This window comes from Pseudomonas sp. 1L-B-1-E-C1 (assembly GCF_057291835.1).
This window is the reverse complement of sequence record NZ_JBXAWN010000008.1, coordinates 115,100-135,190: the sequence shown is the minus strand read 5'-3', so window position 1 is coordinate 135,190 and position 20,091 is coordinate 115,100. Positions and strand designations below refer to the sequence as shown.

At 61.4% G+C, this 20,091-nt stretch carries 20 protein-coding genes; 7 read left to right on the top strand and 13 right to left on the bottom strand.

Annotated features, from left to right (window positions below):
• Nucleotides 1–117: 117 nt before the first annotated feature.
• The 3 genes from metF to rhlE2 all read left to right on the top strand — a co-directional run bounded on the left by metF (nucleotide 118) and on the right by rhlE2 (nucleotide 4,024).
• Nucleotides 118–963, top strand: coding sequence for a methylenetetrahydrofolate reductase [NAD(P)H] (gene metF, locus AC0Z4S_RS15640; RefSeq protein ID WP_485623667.1), 846 nt, complete (start codon nucleotides 118–120; stop codon nucleotides 961–963).
• A 158-nt stretch (nucleotides 964–1,121) separates the two neighbouring features.
• Nucleotides 1,122–1,934 (top strand): substrate-binding periplasmic protein, encoded by an 813-nt coding sequence (locus AC0Z4S_RS15635; protein ID WP_485623666.1) that lies wholly within the window; start codon nucleotides 1,122–1,124, stop codon nucleotides 1,932–1,934.
• 221 nt (nucleotides 1,935–2,155) lie between these two features.
• Complete coding sequence (rhlE2, locus tag AC0Z4S_RS15630; protein ID WP_253496728.1) at nucleotides 2,156–4,024, top strand: RNA helicase RhlE2; 1,869 nt, start codon at nucleotides 2,156–2,158, stop codon at nucleotides 4,022–4,024.
• 230 nt (nucleotides 4,025–4,254) lie between these two features.
• On the opposite strand, the gene AC0Z4S_RS15625 is transcribed toward rhlE2, so the two are convergent.
• Both AC0Z4S_RS15625 and AC0Z4S_RS15620 read right to left on the bottom strand, forming a co-directional pair.
• Nucleotides 4,255–4,833, bottom strand: a complete 579-nt coding sequence (locus tag AC0Z4S_RS15625) for a YceI family protein (RefSeq protein WP_485623665.1) — start codon at nucleotides 4,831–4,833, stop codon at nucleotides 4,255–4,257.
• A gap of 31 nt (nucleotides 4,834–4,864) precedes the next feature.
• Nucleotides 4,865–5,416, bottom strand: a complete 552-nt coding sequence (locus tag AC0Z4S_RS15620) for a cytochrome b (protein WP_485623664.1) — start codon at nucleotides 5,414–5,416, stop codon at nucleotides 4,865–4,867.
• Between the two features lie 300 nt (nucleotides 5,417–5,716).
• On the opposite strand from AC0Z4S_RS15620, the gene llpB reads away from it, so the two are divergent.
• On the top strand, nucleotides 5,717–6,214 hold the full coding sequence (llpB, locus tag AC0Z4S_RS15615) for a lectin-like bacteriocin LlpB (RefSeq protein WP_123417826.1): 498 nt from the start codon (nucleotides 5,717–5,719) through the stop codon (nucleotides 6,212–6,214).
• Nucleotides 6,215–6,577: 363 nt separating this feature from the next.
• Here llpB and AC0Z4S_RS15610 read toward each other — a convergent pair whose 3' ends face one another.
• Nucleotides 6,578–8,347, bottom strand: coding sequence for a flavin monoamine oxidase family protein (locus tag AC0Z4S_RS15610; protein ID WP_485623663.1), 1,770 nt, complete (start codon nucleotides 8,345–8,347; stop codon nucleotides 6,578–6,580).
• Between the two features lie 223 nt (nucleotides 8,348–8,570).
• On the opposite strand from AC0Z4S_RS15610, the gene AC0Z4S_RS15605 reads away from it, so the two are divergent.
• Both AC0Z4S_RS15605 and AC0Z4S_RS15600 read left to right on the top strand, forming a co-directional pair.
• A complete protein-coding gene (locus AC0Z4S_RS15605) occupies nucleotides 8,571–9,977 on the top strand; it encodes an adenosylmethionine--8-amino-7-oxononanoate transaminase (protein ID WP_095181345.1) in 1,407 nt (468 codons plus the stop codon).
• 152 nt (nucleotides 9,978–10,129) lie between these two features.
• Nucleotides 10,130–10,849: a 16S rRNA (uracil(1498)-N(3))-methyltransferase gene (locus tag AC0Z4S_RS15600; RefSeq protein ID WP_485623662.1), complete on the top strand. Its 720-nt coding sequence runs from the start codon at nucleotides 10,130–10,132 to the stop codon at nucleotides 10,847–10,849.
• Nucleotides 10,850–10,941: 92 nt separating this feature from the next.
• Here the strand turns inward: AC0Z4S_RS15600 and trhA are convergent, their stop codons facing one another.
• Nucleotides 10,942–11,559, bottom strand: coding sequence for a PAQR family membrane homeostasis protein TrhA (trhA, locus tag AC0Z4S_RS15595; RefSeq protein ID WP_016772759.1), 618 nt, complete (start codon nucleotides 11,557–11,559; stop codon nucleotides 10,942–10,944).
• Nucleotides 11,560–11,720: 161 nt separating this feature from the next.
• Here trhA and AC0Z4S_RS15590 point away from each other — a divergent pair, with 161 nt between their 5' ends.
• Nucleotides 11,721–12,641, top strand: coding sequence for a LysR family transcriptional regulator (locus tag AC0Z4S_RS15590; RefSeq protein WP_485623661.1), 921 nt, complete (start codon nucleotides 11,721–11,723; stop codon nucleotides 12,639–12,641).
• Nucleotides 12,642–12,831: 190 nt separating this feature from the next.
• On the opposite strand, the gene madM is transcribed toward AC0Z4S_RS15590, so the two are convergent.
• The 9 genes from madM to mdcA form a co-directional block, all read right to left on the bottom strand.
• The gene (madM, locus tag AC0Z4S_RS15585) at nucleotides 12,832–13,596 is read right to left on the bottom strand and encodes a malonate transporter subunit MadM (protein WP_083353749.1); all 765 of its coding nucleotides are present in this window, start codon (nucleotides 13,594–13,596) and stop codon (nucleotides 12,832–12,834) included.
• A 1-nt stretch (nucleotide 13,597) separates the two neighbouring features.
• Nucleotides 13,598–14,014: a malonate transporter subunit MadL gene (gene madL, locus AC0Z4S_RS15580; protein WP_042606584.1), complete on the bottom strand. Its 417-nt coding sequence runs from the start codon at nucleotides 14,012–14,014 to the stop codon at nucleotides 13,598–13,600.
• Nucleotides 14,015–14,078: 64 nt separating this feature from the next.
• A complete protein-coding gene (gene mdcH, locus AC0Z4S_RS15575) occupies nucleotides 14,079–14,999 on the bottom strand; it encodes a malonate decarboxylase subunit epsilon (protein WP_485623660.1) in 921 nt (306 codons plus the stop codon).
• On the bottom strand, nucleotides 14,996–15,616 hold the full coding sequence (locus tag AC0Z4S_RS15570) for a malonate decarboxylase holo-ACP synthase (protein WP_485623659.1): 621 nt from the start codon (nucleotides 15,614–15,616) through the stop codon (nucleotides 14,996–14,998). The genes mdcH and AC0Z4S_RS15570 overlap by 4 nt, the downstream gene beginning before the upstream one ends.
• Nucleotides 15,610–16,395 carry a biotin-independent malonate decarboxylase subunit gamma gene (gene mdcE / locus AC0Z4S_RS15565; protein ID WP_485623658.1) on the bottom strand — a complete coding sequence of 262 codons (786 nt, stop codon included), beginning with the start codon at nucleotides 16,393–16,395 and terminating at the stop codon, nucleotides 15,610–15,612. The genes AC0Z4S_RS15570 and mdcE overlap by 7 nt, the downstream gene beginning before the upstream one ends.
• Nucleotides 16,392–17,243: a biotin-independent malonate decarboxylase subunit beta gene (locus tag AC0Z4S_RS15560; RefSeq protein WP_485623657.1), complete on the bottom strand. Its 852-nt coding sequence runs from the start codon at nucleotides 17,241–17,243 to the stop codon at nucleotides 16,392–16,394. Before AC0Z4S_RS15560 ends, mdcE begins: the two co-directional genes overlap by 4 nt.
• Nucleotides 17,236–17,535 carry a malonate decarboxylase subunit delta gene (locus tag AC0Z4S_RS15555; protein ID WP_485623656.1) on the bottom strand — a complete coding sequence of 100 codons (300 nt, stop codon included), beginning with the start codon at nucleotides 17,533–17,535 and terminating at the stop codon, nucleotides 17,236–17,238. Before AC0Z4S_RS15555 ends, AC0Z4S_RS15560 begins: the two co-directional genes overlap by 8 nt.
• Nucleotides 17,535–18,392 carry a triphosphoribosyl-dephospho-CoA synthase gene (locus AC0Z4S_RS15550; protein WP_485623655.1) on the bottom strand — a complete coding sequence of 286 codons (858 nt, stop codon included), beginning with the start codon at nucleotides 18,390–18,392 and terminating at the stop codon, nucleotides 17,535–17,537. The genes AC0Z4S_RS15555 and AC0Z4S_RS15550 overlap by 1 nt, the downstream gene beginning before the upstream one ends.
• On the bottom strand, nucleotides 18,392–20,062 hold the full coding sequence (mdcA, locus tag AC0Z4S_RS15545; RefSeq protein ID WP_485623654.1) for a malonate decarboxylase subunit alpha: 1,671 nt from the start codon (nucleotides 20,060–20,062) through the stop codon (nucleotides 18,392–18,394). The genes AC0Z4S_RS15550 and mdcA overlap by 1 nt, the downstream gene beginning before the upstream one ends.
• Between the last annotated feature and the right edge of the window lie 29 nt (nucleotides 20,063–20,091).

The following is a 20,091-nucleotide window of genomic DNA, read 5'->3' as shown; positions in this document are numbered from 1 at the left end:
CGCGAAAGCGGTTTATCATTCAGCATCAATGTTGTCTGACCCGCCGCTTTCGCGAGCAGGCTCGCTCCCACACCGGATTGCAGCGCCTCGAAGGTTCTTGTTTCCAAGGGTATGACCATGTCCCAAGACCGTCGCTACAGCTTCGAGTTTTTCCCGACCAAGACCGACGCCGGGCAAGAAAAGCTGCTCGCCACTGCCCGTCAGTTGGCCACTTACAATCCTGATTTCTTTTCCTGCACCTACGGCGCTGGCGGTTCGACCCGTGATCGCACGCTCAACACCGTGTTGCAGCTGGAAAGCGAAGTCAAAATACCGGCCGCACCGCACCTGTCGTGCGTCGGTGACAGCAAGGACGACCTGCGCGGCCTGCTCAACGAATACAAGGCTGCCGGCATCAAGCGCATCGTCGCCCTGCGTGGCGACTTGCCGTCCGGCATGGGCATGACCAGCGGTGAGCTGCGTCACGCCAATGAGCTGGTGGAATTCATTCGTGAAGAAACCGCTGATCATTTCCACATCGAAGTCGCCGCTTATCCGGAGATGCATCCGCAAGCGCGCAACTACGAAGACGATCTCGCCAACTTCGTGCGCAAGGCCCGCGCCGGTGCCGACAGCGCGATCACCCAGTATTTCTTCAACGCCGACAGCTACTTCTACTTCGTCGACCGTTTGCAGGCACTGGGCGTGGATCTGCCGATCGTGCCGGGCATCATGCCGATCACCAACTACAGCAAGCTCGCGCGTTTTTCCGATGCCTGCGGTGCGGAAATCCCGCGCTGGATCCGCAAGCAACTGGAAGCCTACGGCGATGACACGCAAAGCATTCAGCGCTTTGGCGAACAAGTCGTCAGCGAGATGTGCGAACGCCTGCTGCAGGGCGGTGCACCGGGGCTGCATTTCTATTCCATGAACCAGGCCGAGCCTAGCCTGGCGATCTGGAATAACCTGAAGTTGCCGCGTTAAGCGTCAAATCAAGGTCAAAAGATCGCAGCCTTCGGCAGCTCCTGGATATCCCCCGCAGGAGCTGCCGAAGGCTGCGATCTTTTGCTTTCAAGCCCGCGAAACAGAGCTTGTGCAGGCACTTTCTGGCTCTTTCGGGTTTCTCGTCGTAATCTCCAGCCATGCCTTTGATCACGCAATTATTCGCCGTACTGGTTTTTGCTTGCCTGAGCTTCGCCGCTCGGGGCGAGAAGTTGCGTATTGTCACCGAGCCATGGGCGCCGTACGTGTACGAACAGGGCGGGCAGAATCTCGGGCTGGACTACGAAACCACGGCCATCGTGTTCAAGCGGCTGGGCATTGAAGTCGAGTGGCAGTTCCTGCCGTGGAAGCGCTGCCTGTCGATGCTCGAAACCGGTCAGGCCGACGGTGCGCTGGACATCTTTCACAGCGCCGAGCGCGACGCCACCCTGCTCTACCCCAGCGAACCGTTGTCCGACGTTGAATTCGTGATGTTCTACGCCAACGATCGGCCACATCCGTTCAGCACCCTCGATCAACTCAAGGGCCTGACCATCGGCACCTCGCCGGGCTATCTGTACAGCCCGGATTTCAGCCAGTCGACCCTGTTCAGCCGTGAGCCGGCACCCACCCATGAAGCCAATTTCGGCAAACTGGTACGCGGGCGTATCGACTTGGTGATTACCGATCGCCGAGTCGGCCAGCATTTGCTCGATGAATTGAATATCCGCGATCTGATCACGGAAAATCCGACAGTTATCAGCCGTCAGAGCCAGTTTCTGGCGGTTCGGCGCAATGCCGGGATGGATCTGCTGGTGCAGCGTTTCGGTGCCGAGCTCAAGCGTTTCAAGCGCGAACCGGCCTACGCCGAGCTCAGTGCGCGCTATGGTGCTGCCCCCGTCGACAGCGCTTCTTTACGCTCGGCCACGGCCAGCGGCAAAACCGTTGAGCAGCAGGAAAGCAGCGCGCAGTGATTGCTCTGTTATACTCCGGCGTTCCCGCCAGGCTCACGCCCGGACGCCCGGAACCGTAACAGGCCTCACGACCCGCTACAGCGCAGCTTTCAGCCCGCGCGAGCGCTCCTGACGAGCCTTCGGAACCGCCGCTGGACCGGACGGGATTGCGTCCTCTTAAACGTGATTCGCGCCAGGCAAGACTCCCATTGGGCCAAGCCCTAACTAAAACAGGATTACTCATGTCCTTTGCTTCCCTCGGTCTCTCCGAGGCTTTAGTCCGTGCCATCGAAGATGCGGGCTATACCGAGCCTACTCCGGTGCAACAGCGGGCCATTCCCGCCGTGTTGCAAGGTCGCGACCTGATGGTTGCGGCTCAGACAGGTACCGGTAAAACCGGCGGCTTCGCCCTCCCGATTCTGGAGCGGTTGTTCCCCAACGGTCACCCGGACAAATCCCAGCGTCATGGCCCGCGCCAGCCACGCGTACTGGTCCTGACCCCGACCCGCGAACTCGCGGCCCAGGTGCACGAGAGCTTCAAGATCTACGCCCGTGACCTGAAATTCGTCAGCGCCTGCATCTTCGGCGGCGTCGGCATGAACCCACAGGTCCAGGCCATGTCCCGTGGCGTCGACGTCCTCGTCGCCTGCCCGGGTCGTCTGCTCGACCTCGCCGGCCAGGGCAGCGTCGATCTTTCCCACGTCGAAATCCTCGTTCTCGACGAAGCCGACCGCATGCTCGACATGGGCTTCGTGCACGACGTGAAGAAAGTCCTCGCGCGCCTGCCGGCCAAGCGTCAGAACCTGCTGTTCTCGGCAACGTTCTCGAAAGACATCACCGATCTTGCCGGCAAACTGCTGCACAACCCGGAACGCATCGAAGTGACGCCGCCGAACACCACGGTCGAGCGCATCGAACAACGCGTGTTCCGCCTGCCGGCCAGCCACAAGCGTGCGCTGCTGGCGCACCTGATCACCGCCGGCGCGTGGGAACAGGTTCTGGTCTTCACCCGCACCAAGCACGGCGCCAACCGTCTCGCGGAATACCTGGACAAACACGGCCTGCCGGCTGTGGCGATCCACGGTAACAAGAGCCAGAACGCCCGCACCAAAGCCCTGGCCGACTTCAAGGCCGGCGAAGTGCGCATCCTGGTCGCCACCGACATCGCCGCCCGTGGTCTGGACATCGATCAGTTGCCGCATGTGGTCAACTTCGAGCTGCCGAACGTCGATGAAGACTACGTGCACCGTATCGGCCGCACCGGCCGCGCCGGTCGTTCGGGCGAGGCGATCTCGCTGGTCGCCCCGGACGAAGAGAAGCTGCTGAAAAGCATCGAACGCATGACCAAGCAGAAGATTGCCGACGGCGATCTGATGGGCTTCGACTCCAGCACCATCGAAGCCGAGAAGCCGGAAGCCCGCGAGCGTCCGGACATCCGCAACCCGCGCAATTCCCGTGGCCCACGCGGCGACGGCCCGAATGGCGGCGGTGGTGGCGGTGGTCGCAAGGACAAAGGCAAAGACAAGGGCAAGGAAAAACCGGCCGGTGATCGTGGCGAGCGCCCTGCCCGTCAGCAGAAACCGCGTGAAGGCACGCCGAGTCGCGAACAGCGTCCGAGCCAGCCACCGCGTGCAGCGGCTGACCGTGCCCCGGACGAGTTCCTCGACGACGATATCGATAACTTCGGTAACCGCGTCGACTACGTGCCGAAGGCGGCTCCAGCTGGCGGCCGTGGCCGTCGTCCGGGCGCCCCGGCGCAAGGCGCAGGCACTGGCGCACCACGCGGCGGTCAGCCACAGGGTCGGCAGAACGGTCCGCGCAACAGCAACGGTTCGAGCACCGGCACCCCACCGGCCAAACGCAGCGGCCCGCGCAATGGCGCACCGCGTGACGGTCAGGGTCGTCGTGACGAATCCGCGCCGCGCAACCGCCGCCCGGCCCGTGACGATCAGCCACGCAGCGAACCGGCCGTGCAGAACCCGCGCAGCAACGGTCCGAAGATCATGCACAAGGAATCGAAAGCCGACCGCTTCCCGACGCCTGAGCAGCTCGATCAACTGCCGACCCGCCCGCGTGGCGAAAAACCAGCACTGCTGACCCGCAATCGCTGAGTTCAAGCCGCAATGAAAAATGCCCCGGTTCGAAAGAGCCGGGGCATTTTTTTGAGCACTGCAATGGTTTCATGTAGGAGCTGCCGAAGGCTGCGATCTTTTGATCTTGATCTTCAAAAATCAAGATCAAAAGATCGCAGCCTGCGGCAGCTCCTACAGGGGATCTGTGTTCTGGCAAAAAAACGCCCCCGGCCTTGCGACCGGGGGCGTTTTTCATGTGGCGGCGAAATTTATTTCGCTTTCACACCTTCGAACGAAACATACAACTCGACAACATCGGACTTCGGACCGAGGTCTTTCTGCTTGCCGAAATCGGAACGCTTGATGGTGGTGGTGCCTTCGAAGCCGGCACGGTAGCCGTCCCATGGATCCTTGCCTTCGCCCAGGAAGGTCGCCTTGACGACAATCGGCTTGGTCACGCCCAGCAGGGTCAGGTCGCCGGTCACGTCAGCGGTGTTGGCACCGGTGGATTTGACGCTGGTGGATACGAAAGTGGCCTTGCCGAATTTGCTGGCGTTGAGGAAGTCAGCGCTGGCGATGTGCTTGTCGCGCTCGGCGTGGTTGGTGAACACGCTGGCAGTGTTGACGTTGAACTCGATCTTGCTGTCTTCAGGCTTGGCAGCGTCGAAGCTGAACTTGCCGTCGATGTCCTTGAAGGTACCGGTGATGTAGCTGTAGCCCAGGTGGCTGATCTTGAAGTCGACGAAGGCGTGCTGGCCTTCCTTGTCTACTACATAGTCAGCAGCCATTACGTTGGCGGACAGCACGGCAGAACCGATTGCCAGAGCGGCCAGAGTCTTTTTCAACATGCTTTCTTTTCCTTTGAGTCGAGGTTGAATTTCAGGCTTTGCGACCAAGCATTCGGGTGAGGGTCGCATCACGATCGATAAAATGGTGCTTCAATGCTGCCAACGCATGGAGACCGGAAAAAATTACCAGTGCCCACGCCAGCCACAGATGAATCACCCCAGCGGTATCTGCCTGGTCCGGTAGTCCGGAGAGCAGAGCAGGAACTTCAAACAGGCCAAACACCGGGATCCCGACACCGTCTGCGGTGGAAATCAGGTAACCGGCAATCATCACAGCGAACAGCGCCAGATACAGAAACCCGTGGCCGAATTTAGCGCCGATGCGGGTCATGCGGCTGTAGCTTTGCAGCGTTGGCGGCGGCGGGCTGACGAAGCGCCACAACACCCGCAACACCATCACAGCGAGCAGCACCAGACCGATGCTCTTGTGCAGGTCCGGCGCGTCTTTGCGCCAGGTGCTGTAGTAATCCAGCCCGACCATCCACAGACCCAGCGCAAACAGCCCGAAGACCGCCAGCGCCACGCCCCAGTGCATGAAGATGCTGACCCAACCATAGCGCGAAGAAGAGTTACGTAGCTGCATTGCCCAAATCCTGTGAGAACTGCGAACCAAGACTAGCGAGTTATCTATCGAATTAAAGCGGAAAATTTTGCTTTGAAATATCGAGAAATACGATCAAGAGTCTGCGAGCGGGGTGTTAAGGAAGGATTAAAGGCGATTCCTGCGTGGAGCGCTTGTACAAATGACGGGGGCTGCACTGACCATCGTCATCTCTGCACACGCAGACGGCGAAACTCGACCCTGATAACTATGTACCGCTGATGCGCAATTCAAACCTGCTCGAATGATGCTTCTTTTCATTATTCAAACAGGCACGAAAACATGGCTCTGCGATATACGCCCTTTCAAGCAAGTGGTTCTTCTGTACTGCCGCCCAATCAAACGATGTCTGCGGGTCAATTCCTGCAATCCGAGAACGGTCGATTTCGTCTGATGCTGCAAAGCGACGGGAACCTCGTGCTCAAGGACGGTGAGGCGATCATCTGGATCGCCGACGCCAATCAACCTTACAGCGCAACTTTGCACCCGAAGAAAATGCGCGAGCCGCTGCAGTTTGTGATCAGCAACAGCGGCTTTCTTTATGACCCCTCCAGGCGACGATTATGGATCGCGGAAAGCACGCACAGCGCCGACAAGTCGCTTTGGTACAACACATACATGACTGTGCAGGACGATGGAAACCTGGTGATTTACGACCAGCGCACGGGCAGTCTGCGCTGGGCGCGTTTCGGTTTCATTCCCGGGCGCCTGCGCAAACCCAAGCAAAAGTGGCTGAGGAAACTGCCGAACGGGACAGAGTTCTTCAAGTGGGAGTTTTAACTGACCAGCCATTCATGGCCGGTCAGTTATGAAGTACCGCCGGCGGTTGCAGGCATTCGGCACTGTAGGGGTCTATCTGGCACTTGTGCGCCAGTTCAGAACCATAGCCGCCGGGGAAAAATTGCCCTTTGCTACATCCGGAAAGTGCAATCAAAACCAGTATCGCGATAAGCGTTTGCATAGCATGCCTCCAATTTTTTCCAGCATAAAATTGGCGCGCTGGCAGCCGCTATCACCTGGTTCCGAGTGTCTTGTGGGAAGCCTCCGGTACGCAGGTAAGTCCCGTAACCGGATGACGAAGGACAGAAACGCAGGGCAAAAAAAACGCGACCCGAGGGCCGCGTTTTTCATGGGAACAAAGCCTTACTGCGCCTTGGTCTCGGTGGTCGCCGCTGGCTTGGTCGCTGGTTTTTTCGCCGGTTCAGCTTTTTTCGCAGCCGGTTTCGCCGCAGGCTTTTTCGTTTCGGTTTTTGCCGCCGGCTTCTTGGCCGCCGGTTTGGCCGCTGCTTTCTTCGCCGGTTCAGCTTTTACCGGGGCTGCTGGTTTCGGTGCTTCCACCGGTGCTGGCGCAGGGGCCGGCGTCGGCGCAGGCGCTGGAGCGACCGGAGCAGGTGCTGGCTCTGGAGCTTTTACTGGCTCAGGCTTCTTCTCGTCATCCGAGCCGCCGAACAGGTTAGTGAAGAAGTTGCCCTTCTTCGCCGCCACGGCACCCGCCGCGCCTGCCGCTGCTGCAGCCGGAACCACTTTGACCGGTTCGAACGATTTGCCCGCCGCCAGATCTTCCACCTGGCTGGCCGCGCGCTGGCCGGTGCGCAGTGCGCCTTCCAGGGTGCCCGGATACAAGGTGTCGGTGTGTTCGCCAGCGAACGCTACGCGTTGCAGCGGACGCTCCCACAGCCGCCAGAACTTGCTGATCTGCCCCGGACCGTAAGCGAGGTAGGCGCCGCCCATCGATGGGTCGGTGCTGTAACGGCGGATTTCATAGCCGGTGAACGAGCCACGGGCCTGTGGATAAAACGCGTGCAGACGGATCAGCACTTGGTCGACCATCTGCTTGTCGCCGAACGCCTGCATCACCCGGGCGTTGTCGCCGGACAGGTTGATCACCACGTTGGCGCCACCCTTCAGCGCCGGCTCGATCCAGAGCATGCCCAGACCGGTGTTGCTGTAGATTTCGCCAGACATGCGCGACTTGCTTTCCCACACCGGCGTCTTGAATTTCAGCATGATCTGGTCGCGCCAGCCGTAGTTGGTGCCCTTGATCGCTGCCAGATGCTGAGCATCCAGTGCCGGGGTCAGCGAGATCTTGTTCAGTGCGCGCAGCGGCACCGCCAGCACCACGTAATCCGCCTGATAACCGACGCTGCCGACTTTGACGGTCACGCCGTCCTTGTCCTGGGTGATGGCCGAGACCGGCGAGCTGGTCTTGATGGTCTTGATCTGTTTGACGAAGGCCTGGGCCAGCACCTGGCTGCCGCCGACCAGACGCGAGGCGCGCAGGTCGCGGTCGGAAACGCCGCGATAAACGCGGTTCTGCTGAGCGAAATACAGCAGCGACAGACGCGAAGGTTCGTCGTAGTGAGTGCGAATGTCCTGGTTGATCAGCTGACGCGCGGTGGCTGGCAGGTTCTGCTTGTCGAGCCAACTCGATACGGTGATCTGATCCAGCGCATGCAAAGTGGCAGTCGCCGCCGGGTTCTGCGGATCGTCGATCGAGCGCGCCAGATCGTCGAGGGTGTTCTGGTAGCGCTTGAGCGCATCGGCGGTGGCGGGCTGCTTGGTGGCCAGATCAGCAGCGGAGAAATAATCGCCGTCGATCAGATAGCTCGGGGTACGGACGAATTCCGGCGCCGGCGTGGTGCCGAGCTTGAATGTCGACACGTACTTGTTCAGCACCGGCTGGGTCTTGTCGTTGCCGATCCACTCGCTGGTGGCCATGCCCGAGCGACCGCCCAGGCTCGGTTTGGCTTCCAGCAGGGTGACCTGCCAGCCCTTGTTCTGCAGCTCGTAAGCGGCAGTCAGACCCGACAGGCCGCCGCCGATCACGATTGCGGTTTTATCCTTGGCCAGCGCCGTAACGCTGAACAGCCCCAACATCACCAGCGCACAGGCGCGCAGCCAACCGACAGACATTCAGCGAACTCCGGAAAACATGTGGGAAAAAGCAGTTTTGCGAGTCAGACGACTCAAAGAACCGCGAAGAATACGTTAGCCATCAAAACGCCGCCAGCGACGTCTATCGACTCAGACAAAGTAGCTCAATCGACACAATGGGTTGTTCCCGCGCGATGCATTGCATAGGCTTGCGCGATTGTTCGCCCCGCGCCTGACGCGAGCCGCCTCGAGGAGACTGTAAATGGGCCTGAATAACCAGTGGATGCAACGCGATCTCGCGGTGTTGTGGCATCCCTGCACCCAGATGAAAGACCACGAACAGCTGCCGCTGATCCCGATCAAGCGCGGCGAAGGCGTCTGGCTCGAAGATTTCGAAGGCAAGCGCTACCTCGACGCGGTCAGCTCCTGGTGGGTCAATGTGTTCGGCCACGCCAACCCGCGCATCAACCAGCGCATCAAGGATCAGGTCGATCAACTTGAACACGTGATTCTCGCCGGTTTCAGTCATCAGCCGGTGATCGAACTGTCCGAGCGCCTGGTGAAAATGACCCCGCAAGGCTTGAACCGGGTGTTCTACGCCGATAACGGCTCGTCGTGCATCGAAGTCGCGCTGAAAATGAGCTTTCACTACTGGCTCAATCGCGGCCAGCCAAACAAGAAGCGCTTCGTCACCCTGACCAACAGCTATCACGGTGAAACCATGGCCGCGATGGCGGTCGGCGACGTGCCGCTGTTCACCGAGACCTACAAAGCCCTGCTGATGGACACCATCAAAGTGCCGAGCCCGGACTGTTACGGGCGCCCCGACGGCATGAGCTGGGAGGAACATTCGCGCAACATGTTCGCCGCCATGGAACAGACGCTGGCGGAGAATCATGACAGCGTCGCGGCAGTGATCGTCGAGCCGCTGATTCAGGGCGCCGGCGGCATGCGCATGTATCACCCGGTCTACCTCAAGCTGCTGCGCGAGGCCTGCGATCGTTACGGCGTGCACCTGATTCACGACGAAATCGCCGTCGGCTTCGGCCGCACCGGCACGATGTTCGCCTGCGAGCAGGCCGGCATCCGCCCGGACTTCCTCTGCCTGTCCAAAGCCCTCACCGGCGGCTACCTGCCGCTGGCAGCGTGCCTGACCACCGACGAGGTCTACAGCGCCTTTTACGACGATTACCCGACCCTGCGCGCTTTCCTGCACTCGCACAGCTACACCGGCAACCCGCTGGCTTGCGCGGCGGCATTGGCAACGCTGGATATCTTCGAGCAGGACAACGTCATCGAGAACAACAAAGCCCTGGCTCAGCGAATGGCCTCGGCGACCGCGCATCTGGTCGATCACCCCAACGTGTCCGAAGTGCGCCAGACCGGCATGGTCCTGGCCATCGAGATGGTCAAGGATAAAGCCACGAAAGAGGCCTACCCTTGGCAGGAGCGCCGCGGCTTGAAGGTGTTCCAGCATGCGCTGGAGCGTGGCGCGCTGTTGCGGCCGCTGGGCAGCGTGGTGTACTTCCTGCCGCCGTATGTGATTACACCGGAGCAGATCGACTTTCTGGCTGAAGTGGCCAGTGAAGGCATCGATATCGCTACGCGTGACAGCGTCAGCGTTGCCGTGCCAAAAGACTTCCACCCCGGTTTCCGTGATCCCGGCTGACTCGGCTACTTGAGATTTGCGGTGTTTGAACTACCGCTTTCGCGAGCAGGCTCGCTCCCACAGGGGGAATGCATTCCAAATGTGGGAGCGAGCCTGCTCGCGAATGAAGTCAACACCGATCCAACTGATTCACATCTTTCCAGAGACCCGAAATGAGACTGTCCCGCTTCTTTATCGACGCCCCGCTGAGCACCGGCGAACACGAACTGCCGGAAGCCCAGGCGCATTACATCAGCCGCGTGCTGCGCATGGCCGAGGGCGATGCCGTGCAGTTGTTCGACGGCTCCGGCCATGAGTTTCGCGGATCGCTGGTGGAAGTGGGCAAAAAGCGCGTCGTCGTGCAGATCGACGAGCAATTCACCGGGCAGGTCGAATCACCGCTGCAGATCCACCTCGGCCAGGGCCTTTCCCGCGGCGAGCGCATGGACTGGGCGATCCAGAAAGCCACTGAATTGGGCGTGACCGAAATCACGCCGATCTTCAGCGAACGCTGCGAAGTGCGCCTCAAGGACGAACGCGCCGACAAACGCTTGCTGCACTGGCGTCAGGTGGCGATCAGCGCGTGCGAACAGTGCGGGCGTTCACGGGTGCCGGTGATTCATCCACCAGTGTTGCTCGCGGACTGGCTCAAGCAGACCGAAGCCGAGTTGAAACTGGTCTTGCACCCGGTGGCCGAGCCACTGGTCAGCCATGTCAGACCAGCGACGCTGGCGTTCCTGATCGGGCCGGAAGGTGGCTTGTCAGATGGCGAAGTCGAGCAGGCCAAGGCCAACGGCTTCCACGCCGCCCGCCTCGGCCCACGGGTGCTGCGCACCGAGACCGCGCCGGTGGTGGCGCTGGCGGTGGCCCAGCAACTTTGGGGTGATTTCTAAACCCCCAAAAGATCGCAGCCTTCGGCAGCTCCTACAATTGAAATGCATTCCAATGTAGGAGCTGCCGAAGGCTGCGATCTTTTGATTTTGCTTCACAGGACGTAAAACAGAATCGCCACAAAGTGCAGCAGACTCCCGGCGATCACGAACAGATGCCAGATCCCATGGGCGTGCCGCAACCGGTGATCCAGGGCGAAAAAGATAATCCCCACCGTGTACAGCACGCCGCCCGACGCCAGCCAGGCAAACCCCGTCGTCCCGAGTGCTGCAATCAGCGGTTTGACCGCGACCAGCACGATCCAGCCCATCACCGCGTAAATCACGATCGACAGAATCCGTGCCTCGGAGCGCGGTTTGATCTCTTGCAGGATGCCGATCAGCGCCAGCCCCCAGACAATCCCGAACAGCGTCCAGCCCCACGGTCCGCGCAACGTCACTAGACAGAACGGCGTGTAGCTGCCGGCGATCAGCAGGTAGATCGAAAAATGATCGACCTTCTTCATGATCGCTTTCTTGCGCCCGCGCACGCTGTGGTACACGGTCGAGGCGCTGTAGAGCACCAGCAAGGTGAACGCATAAATCGCCACGCTGACGATCTTCCATGGACTGCCGTCGAGGCTGGCGATTACCAGCATCCACACGCCGCCGATAAACGCCGCAATAGCTCCGACCAAATGGGTCCAGGCGTTGAGTTTTTCCCCGTGATACATGTATTGCTCACCTCACATTCGTTACCGCAGCGCGCAAGGCTCGGGCCTTGAGCGTAAAAGCGCAAGTTTGCGTTCAACACGATCCCCTGTAGGAGCTGCCGAAGGCTGCGATCTTTTGATCTTCCGTGCACAATCGGCCGATACCAAAAAGAGTCCGCGCCATGCTGATCGACGAAGAATTGACCCTGAAAAAACTCGAGGTGTTCCTCGCCTTCATGCGCACCGGCAACCTCGCCCGCGCCGCCGCCGAATTGCAGACCAGCAACGTCAGCGTGCACCGCGCCATTCACTCTTTGGAAAGCGCCTTGCGCTGCCCGCTGTTCAAACACGAAGGCCGGAATCTGACGCCGCTGGAAAGTGCTTATGTGCTGGAAGAGCGTGCGCAGAAGCTGATCAACGACGTTGTCGAAAGCGTGCGCCTGACCCGCGAAGCCGCTGGATTCTCCGCCGAGCGTTTCAAGCTCGGCTCGCTGTATTCACTGACGGTCAAGACCGTACCGCAACTGATCATGGGCCTGAAAATCCGTCGCAGCGAACTCAACATCGACCTGATCCTCGGCTCGAACATCGACCTGCTCTACAAACTGAAAAACATGGAAGTCGACGCGATCCTGGTGTCGCTGGACGACAGCATCAACGACCCCGATTGCGAGCAGATCGCGCTGTTTTCCGACGACATATTCCTCGCCACCCCGGCGGATTCGAAGTTTGCCCAGCGCAGTGAAGTCGATCTGGCCGAAGTGCGCGACGAGACTTTCATCACCCTGACCCAGGGCTTCGCCACCCATCAGGATGGTGTGCGGGTATTCAAACAGGCGGGGTTCGAGCCGAAGGTGGCGATGCAGGTCAATGACATCTTCACCCTGCTGAGCATGGTCAGCTCAGGGGTGGGGTACGCCTTGTTGCCGGGGCGGATTGCGGCGGTGTACGAGAATCGGGTGAAGCTGATCCCGTTGCAGGAGAAGTACCGGTTGCAGCAGCACATTGGCGTGGTGTTTCTGAAGGTCAAGGAGCGCGATCCGAACTTGTTGGCGTTATTGGCGGAGTGTCGGATGTATGCCAATCGCCAGGTTGGGGTTTAGATCAAGATCAAGAGCTACCCCCTCACCCCAGCCCTCTCCCCCAAGGGGGCGAGGGGGGAAGGGAGCAGATCTTCATGGGTTTCAAGCCCTGAGTTCGACACAGGAATGTCAGGTCGGTGTAACTCGAACAAGCACGTCGGTCAGTCCCCTCTCCCCCCGGGAGAGGGCCAGGGTGAGGGGCTCTTGATCTTCAGCCCACAATCGCGCGAACAATGAAGAACAACAGCGACGGCCCCAGCAGACACCCAAGACCGGTGTGAAAGGTAGCCGTTAACGCCCCGTACGGCACCAAGCGCCGATCCGTCGCCGCCAGACCCGCCGTCACGCCACTCACCGTCCCGGCCAGCCCGCCAAAGACCATCGCCGAACGCGGATTGTCCAACCCCATCCAGCGCGCCGCGACCGGGGTGCCGACCATCACCAGAATCGCCTTGATCAACCCGGTGGCAATCGACAGCGCCATCACATCCGACGTCGCGCCGATCGCCGCACCGGTCACCGGCCCGACGATATATGTCACCGCACCCGCGCCAATGGTGGTCATGCTCACCGCATCGCGATAACCGAAGGTCCAGGCCATGCACGCGCCGACAATGAACGGCAGGATCGTGCCCAGGAGCAAAGCGATCACGCCGATCATCCCGGCCTTCTTCGCTTCGGTGGCCTGCACTTCGAAGGCGGTGGCGACGATGGCGAAGTCACGCAACATCGCCCCGCCCATCAGGCCGATGCCGGAGAACAGCGTCAGATCGGCCAGGCCTTTCTGCCCGCCGGTCATGGTGCCGCCGACCCAGGCCAGCACCAGGCCGATGACAATGGCAATCGCCGAGCCGTGGATGCGTCCGAAAGTCAGACGCTTGGAGAGAACCACCGAGACCCACATGATCACGCCGACGAAGGCGAATGCGGTGATCAGCCCATTGTGCTCCAGACCTTTTTCGATGAGATCCCACATGTCAGCGACCTCCTACAGGCGTGCCGACCGGGGAAATTTCCGCCGGTTCGTCGGGCAACGGTTCGCCCTTGTGAGTGCGGCTGATCAGGGCAATCGTGCAACCACAAACCGCCACGGAGCCGATTGCCGCCAGCACCGCCACCGGGCCGCCGTGCAGGGCGGTGACGACGTTCTGCTGCGCGGCCATTGCCACCACCACCGGAATGTACATCGCGCCCCAGAAGCCGACGCCCATCTCGCAATCCTTGGTCATGCCGCCGCGCTTTTGCATCCACAAGCGCGCGCAGATCAGCAGGATCATCGCAATGCCGACCCCGCCGACGTTGGATTTGACGCCCAGCAACACGCCCAGCATGTCACCCATGATCACCCCTGCCAGCGTACAGATCGCCAGCAGCGCCACACCGTAAATAATCATTGTTGTAGTCCTCAAAGTGCATCGTCGAATGTTGTTTTTGTTGTTCGAAGCTTGAGTCGGCGGTTTAGAGTTGGCGGCCACCCTCCTCGCGCAACAGCGCTTGCAGGGTGTCGAGGCGGGCACTGTCGAAGGCAGTGACGGTGCCCTGCTCGAACACCCGGCGCGCCAGCCCGGTCAGCACCGCACCCGGCGGCAGTTCGATCTGTAGACGCACGCCGCGCTCGTAGGCGCTTTGCACGGTGCCGCGCCAGTCCACCACGCGGCACATGTTGAAGGCGAGGTCGTCGCGCAGCGCTTCCACTTTGGTAACAGGTCGCGCGCGACTGCCGCTCAGGTAAGCGATTTTCGGGTTCTTCAGTTCAACCTTGGCGAAAGCTTCTGCGAGGGTTTGCGCAGGTTTTTCCAGCAACGGGCAGTGCGAAGGCACGCTCACCGCCAGACGTTTTGCCAGACCGGCGCCACGACTGCGCGCCAGCTCCGCCACCGCTTGCATGGCCTTGTCGCTGCCAGCGATGACCACTTGGTTATCGGCGTTGATGTTGGCCAGATACACCGGCGTTTCTTCGCTGTGCACTTGGGCCAGCAGCGTTTCCACTGTGGATAATTGCAGACCGATGATCGCGGTCATGCCGTAGCCCTGTGGATAAGCCTGCTGCATCAGCTCACCGCGCAGGCTGACCAGATGCAGCGCATCGCTGAAACTCAAGGCCCCCGCCACCACCGCCGCCGGGTAGGCGCCGATGGACAGCCCGGCGACGTAATCCGCAGTCAGTCCATCCTGCAACAACTGCCGCGAAGCAGCGACACCGGCGATCAGCAGGCACAGCTGCACCGCTCGTGTCGTGCGCAATGCCTCGGCTGAATCCAGCAGCGCAACATCTTCGCCCAGCACATCACTGGCCTCGACCAGCGTTTCCCGAGGCAAACGCTGGAGCATGCCCGCTTGCTGCGCGCCCTGGCCGGGGAACACCAACAGGCTGCTCACGCTGCCTGCTCCTGCGGGTGCCACGGATTCGTCACCAATGCAGCCTGATACGCATTTTTCAGCAGCACTCGGGCCGAACCACTGGCCCATTCCCGCAAGGCCACAGCGCCGAATGGGGTCTGCAATTGCATGTCGACCCGGCACACAGCCTGATCGAAAAGCTCCACGAGTTTGCATGCCTGATTGCGCGTGATCATCTGCGGCGCACGCAGAATCAGATCGAGATCACTGCCCGCGTGCATCGCTGCAAAACCACTGGCTAATTCAAACCCGACACTGCCGCTGACACCCCAGACCCAACCGCAACCGTCGAGCAGCGGTCGCAGCTGTTGCAGCGCCTGCATCACCGGCAAATCACGCGGGCTGTCGACATGACACAGCGCTTCAGGACTGACCCGCCGCGCGATCGAATCAACCGGCATGGACGCAGCCAGGCGTTGCTCACGCAAAACACCGCGCACACCCACCGCGACAAAACCGGCAGCACTCAACGCCCGCCGCACCACCACCGGTCGCCCGGCCGCCAACACCTCGACCGCCCACGCCGGCGCATCTGCCGGCAACTGCGCCGGGGTCATGCCCCAGAGCAGGTCGTGGGCCAGGGGCAGGTTCACCACTGCGCCCTCAGCAGTTCGCGGACGCGGCTGGAAGCTGCACGATTGCTCGCGCCGAGACGGCCTTGCAAATCACTGCTGGAAACATCGTTGATCGCTTGTTTCAGGCACTCGCGCACCCGCGCCAGATCTTCCGCCGTCGGCTGTTCAATCTGCTGCACCGAGAGGGTTTCCCAAAGCAGACCGAGGCTGGCGTAGCTGTCGATGTCGTAGGCCATGGGCGGCACGCTGGCGGCCAGCGCTTCCAGTTCTTCAACACTGCGCAATGTCACCCGCGCCGCCGAGGCCTTGCCCATCGCGTGCACCATCACACCGGGATCACGCAAAGCAATCAGCCGATTGGCCTGATAACCATGCGCGAGAAATGCGCCCGACATGGCTTTACCCACCAGCAGCGCAATCACCGGATGCCCGGCCAGACGCGCCCGGGCATAACCGTCCGCTGCGCCAGCCAGCGCCTGATGAATGCCGAGGGCTTCTTCACGCCGGCCATACGCCTGACTCGGCACATCGACGATGGCGATGATCGGGCGCTTCCGCGCGTTGTCGCGATCGGCGCTGATCGCGTCATCCACAGCCTTGGCCAGACCCCAGCCTTCGAGCAAGCCGACTTCGCCGTTTCGGGCGCGAGGGAAACGATTGTCCGGGTCGGCGACCACGGCGATAAAACGCCCCAGCTCAGCGTCAGCCACCCGCAACGACGGCGGTAGACCTTCAACGCTTTCAGCGCCAGCGCTCAAGGCGTTGAACCAGTGCAAACCGCGCAGTGAATAGCCACTCATGAGCGCTCTCCTTGATACAGATCGCGAACCACTGAAGGCTCGATTTGCTGGTCAGTGTTCAGCTTGCCGATGCGTTGCAGAAACCACTCGGCGCGCTGGCTGCGCGGCTGTACCGGCAAGCCTAGCTGGAGCAATTCTCCGACCTGCTGACGAATCTGCGCCACGTCATCGCCGACATAACGATCCACCAGACCACTGTTGAAACGCTGTTCGCCGCCGGTCAGGCTCCAGATGAATGGCCGGTCGCGGGAGTCGTATTCCTCGATCCCGGCTTCCTGCTCGATCACCTGCGGGCCGTTCAGGCCGAGACGTGCTTCCTGGGTCACCAGCAGATAGCTGCACAGCGCTGCGGCAATCGACATGCCGCCGAAGCAACCGACACTGCCGGCGACCACGCCGACCACCGGTTGGTACTGCTGCAGATCGACAATAGCCGCATGGATATCGGCAATCGCCGCGAGGCCGAGATTGGCTTCCTGCAAGCGCACGCCGCCGGTTTCCAGCAGCAACACCGCGCGGGTGGGAATGCCTTTGCGGTTGTCTTCGGCGGCCAGTTCCAGCGCACCGGCAATCTTCGCCCCGCCGACTTCACCGAGGCTGCCGCCCTGGAACGCGCCTTCAATTGCCGCGATGACCACCGGCAAACCGTCGAGGCGGCCCTTGGCGATAATCACGCCGTCGTCGGCTTGCGGCACTACGCCCTGGCGCTCAAGCCATGGCGACATGACCCGTTGAAACGGATCGAGCAGTTCGCGAAAGGTCCCGGCGTCGAGCAAGGCTTGCGCCCGTTGCCGCGCACCGAGTTCGACAAAGCTGTGCTTGTTCAGCAGCGCTGCGCTGTCAGTCATGGCCGATCTCCTCGAAACCCTGTTCCAGACGCAAGCGCACCACCCCCGGCGTCGCGCCGAAATCGTGGATGTCGATGGCCATCGCCGGCGGCGTGGTGCCGTCGAACATCCGCGCAAACAGGTGTTGCCAGCGCTGCTGCGCGCCGTTGACCGAAGTCTGCACCTTGATCGTCAGCTTGCCGGCCGAACCCGGTTCGATCAGCACTTCCAGATCACCCGAGCCGACACAACCAACCAGCGCCCGCCCGCGTGGCGGCTGCCCGGCGGGGAATTCAAACGATAGGCTTTCCATCAAAACGCTCCCTGAACAATGCCGTCGCGCTCGATGCGATCGAGCAGCAGCGTGGCCGCGAGCAGGTCGGCGGCGCCACCGGGCGAGGCATTCAATGCGATGAGTTGTTGATCGAGTTCGTGCAGGCACCGGCGACCGCTGAGGCTGGCGCTGCCGCCGGCGTCGAGCACCGCTTGCGCGCCGTGATGCATGGCGTGCAGGCCGTCTTCGCCAGCGCGGTAGAGCACGCAGGTGTCGGCCAGCTCGGTCATGATCGCCAGCAAGGCGTCGAGTCGGGCGTTTTGTTCGCCGTAGCCGTTGGCGCGGCTTTTGTGCAGTTGCGGCAGGCCGCGTTGCAGCACGGACGGGAAGCCCAGCTGCGCTTCTTCGCGGGCACCGTGTGCGCCGTAACGCTGGGCCACTTGCGCGCCGTGGCTGAGCGGTTTCGGTGCGTAGCGGTCGTCGAGCAGTGCCAGGCGTGCGGCACACAGGGCGATGGATTTCGGTTGCAGCGCGGCGGCTGTCACTAACAGTCCCAACGCCCAGATCGCGCCGCGATGGGTGTTGACGCCTTGGGTGGTGGTGAGCATGGCTTGCTCGCCTTCACGGCCGATGCGGCCGATCGCTTCGCGCAACGGCAAACCGACTTCGCCAATGTCCAGCGCTGCCTCTGCCATTTCCTTGAACGCTGGCCACAAGGCCAGCGCGGACGCGTGCATCAGGCCCAAATGCAGATCGGTGTGTGCGCCATTGCCGCGACGATCGACCAGCGCCGGTTTCGGCGACAGATCCGCTTCGTCGATCAACGCGTCCACCGCCAGATCGGCCAATCGATCAGCCAGGGACAGCGGTTTCGCTTGCAGGTTAAGTGCGTGCATTACCAGCTCCTGAATTTGGCGGGTGGGTTATAGAGACCGCCGGACCACTCGACCAGATCGGCCACGCTTTTCGCTGCGAGCAATTCGCGGGTGGCGTCGGTGCGGCGGATGCCAAGGTCTTCGGGCAAGGCGATCAGGCCTTCGCGGCGCATGCGTTCGGTGTCTTTCGGGTTATGCCGCAGGCCGATGGCGGTGACACCGGCAACGGCAGCGATCATCGCCTGCCGCTCTTCCAGCGAGCGCGCCTTGTACAGATAGGCGATGCCTTCTTCGGTGAGCAAGTGGGTGACGTCGTCGCCGTAGATCATGATCGGCGCCAGCGGCATGCCGCTTTTCTTCGCCACGTCCACGGCGTCGAGGGTTTCGACGAAGGTCGGTTTGCCGCCCTCCTGGAACGTCTCGACCATTTGCACCACGAGTTTCTTGCCGCGCTCGAGCATCGGTTGCGGCGCATCGGCCTGGCGCATGTCCAGCCACGCCGGGGTACCGTGACGGCGGCCGCGCGGGTCGTGGCCCATGTTCGGCGCGCCACCGAAACCGGCGAGACGGCCCCGAGTCACCGTCGAGGAATGGCCGTCGCCGTCGACTTGCAACGTCGCGCCGATAAACAGATCCACCGCGTATTGCCCGGCGAGTTGGCAAACCATGCGATTGGAACGCAGCGAGCCGTCGCGGCCAGTGAAGAACACATCCGGCCGAGCGGCGATGTAGTTTTCCATGCCCAGTTCGGTACCGAAGCAATGCACGCTCTCGACCCAGCCGCTTTCAATCGCCGGGATCAGCGTCGGGTGTGGGTTGAGCGTCCAGTTGCGGCAGATCTTGCCTTTCAGACCGAGGGATTCGCCGTAGGTCGGCAGGATGAGTTCGATGGCGGCGGTGTTGAAACCGATGCCGTGGTTGAGCGACTGCACGTTGTGTTTTTCGTAGATGCCCCGGATCGCCATCATCGCCATCAACACGTGCACAGGCTTGATGTGCCGTGGGTCGCGGGTGAACAACGGTTCGATGTAGAACGGCTTGTCGGCGACCACGACGAAATCGACCCATGACGCAGGAATGTCTACGCGAGGCAGCTCACTGACGTCATCGACCAATTGGTTGACCTGGACGATGACGATGCCGTCGCTGAATGCGGCCGGTTCGATCAGTGCCGGAGTGTCTTCGGTGCTGGGGCCGGTGTAGATGTTGCCGGCACGGTCGGCCATGAAGCCGGCCGAGAGCACGACATTGGGAATCAGGTCCACGACGAGGCGGGCGTAGAGTTCGATGTAGGTGTGGATTGCGCCGACTTCGAGCAAGCCGTCTTCAAGCAACTGGCTGATGCGCAGGCTCTGGGTGCCGGCGAAGGAGAAATCCAGCTTGCGGGCGATGCCGCGTTCGAACAGATCAAGGTGCTCGGAGCGGCCGACGCTGGGCATGATCATGTGCAGGTCGTGGAGCTTGGCCGGATCGGCTTTGGCCAGCGAACGCGAGAGGAAATCCGCCTGCTTCTGGTTGTTGCCCTCGAGCACCACGCGATCGCCGGGATGGATCAACGCTTCGAGCGCGGCGACGATTTTGTCACTGGGCAACACCGCACCATCGGCCAGCCCGCGCACCTTGTCGAGCCGGCGCTGCTTTTCGTCACGCCGCCGCGTCCAGCGCGAGTCAGGGGAAATTGTCGTTGTCATGCTCACTCCACGGGGTTCGCTGTCGTGGA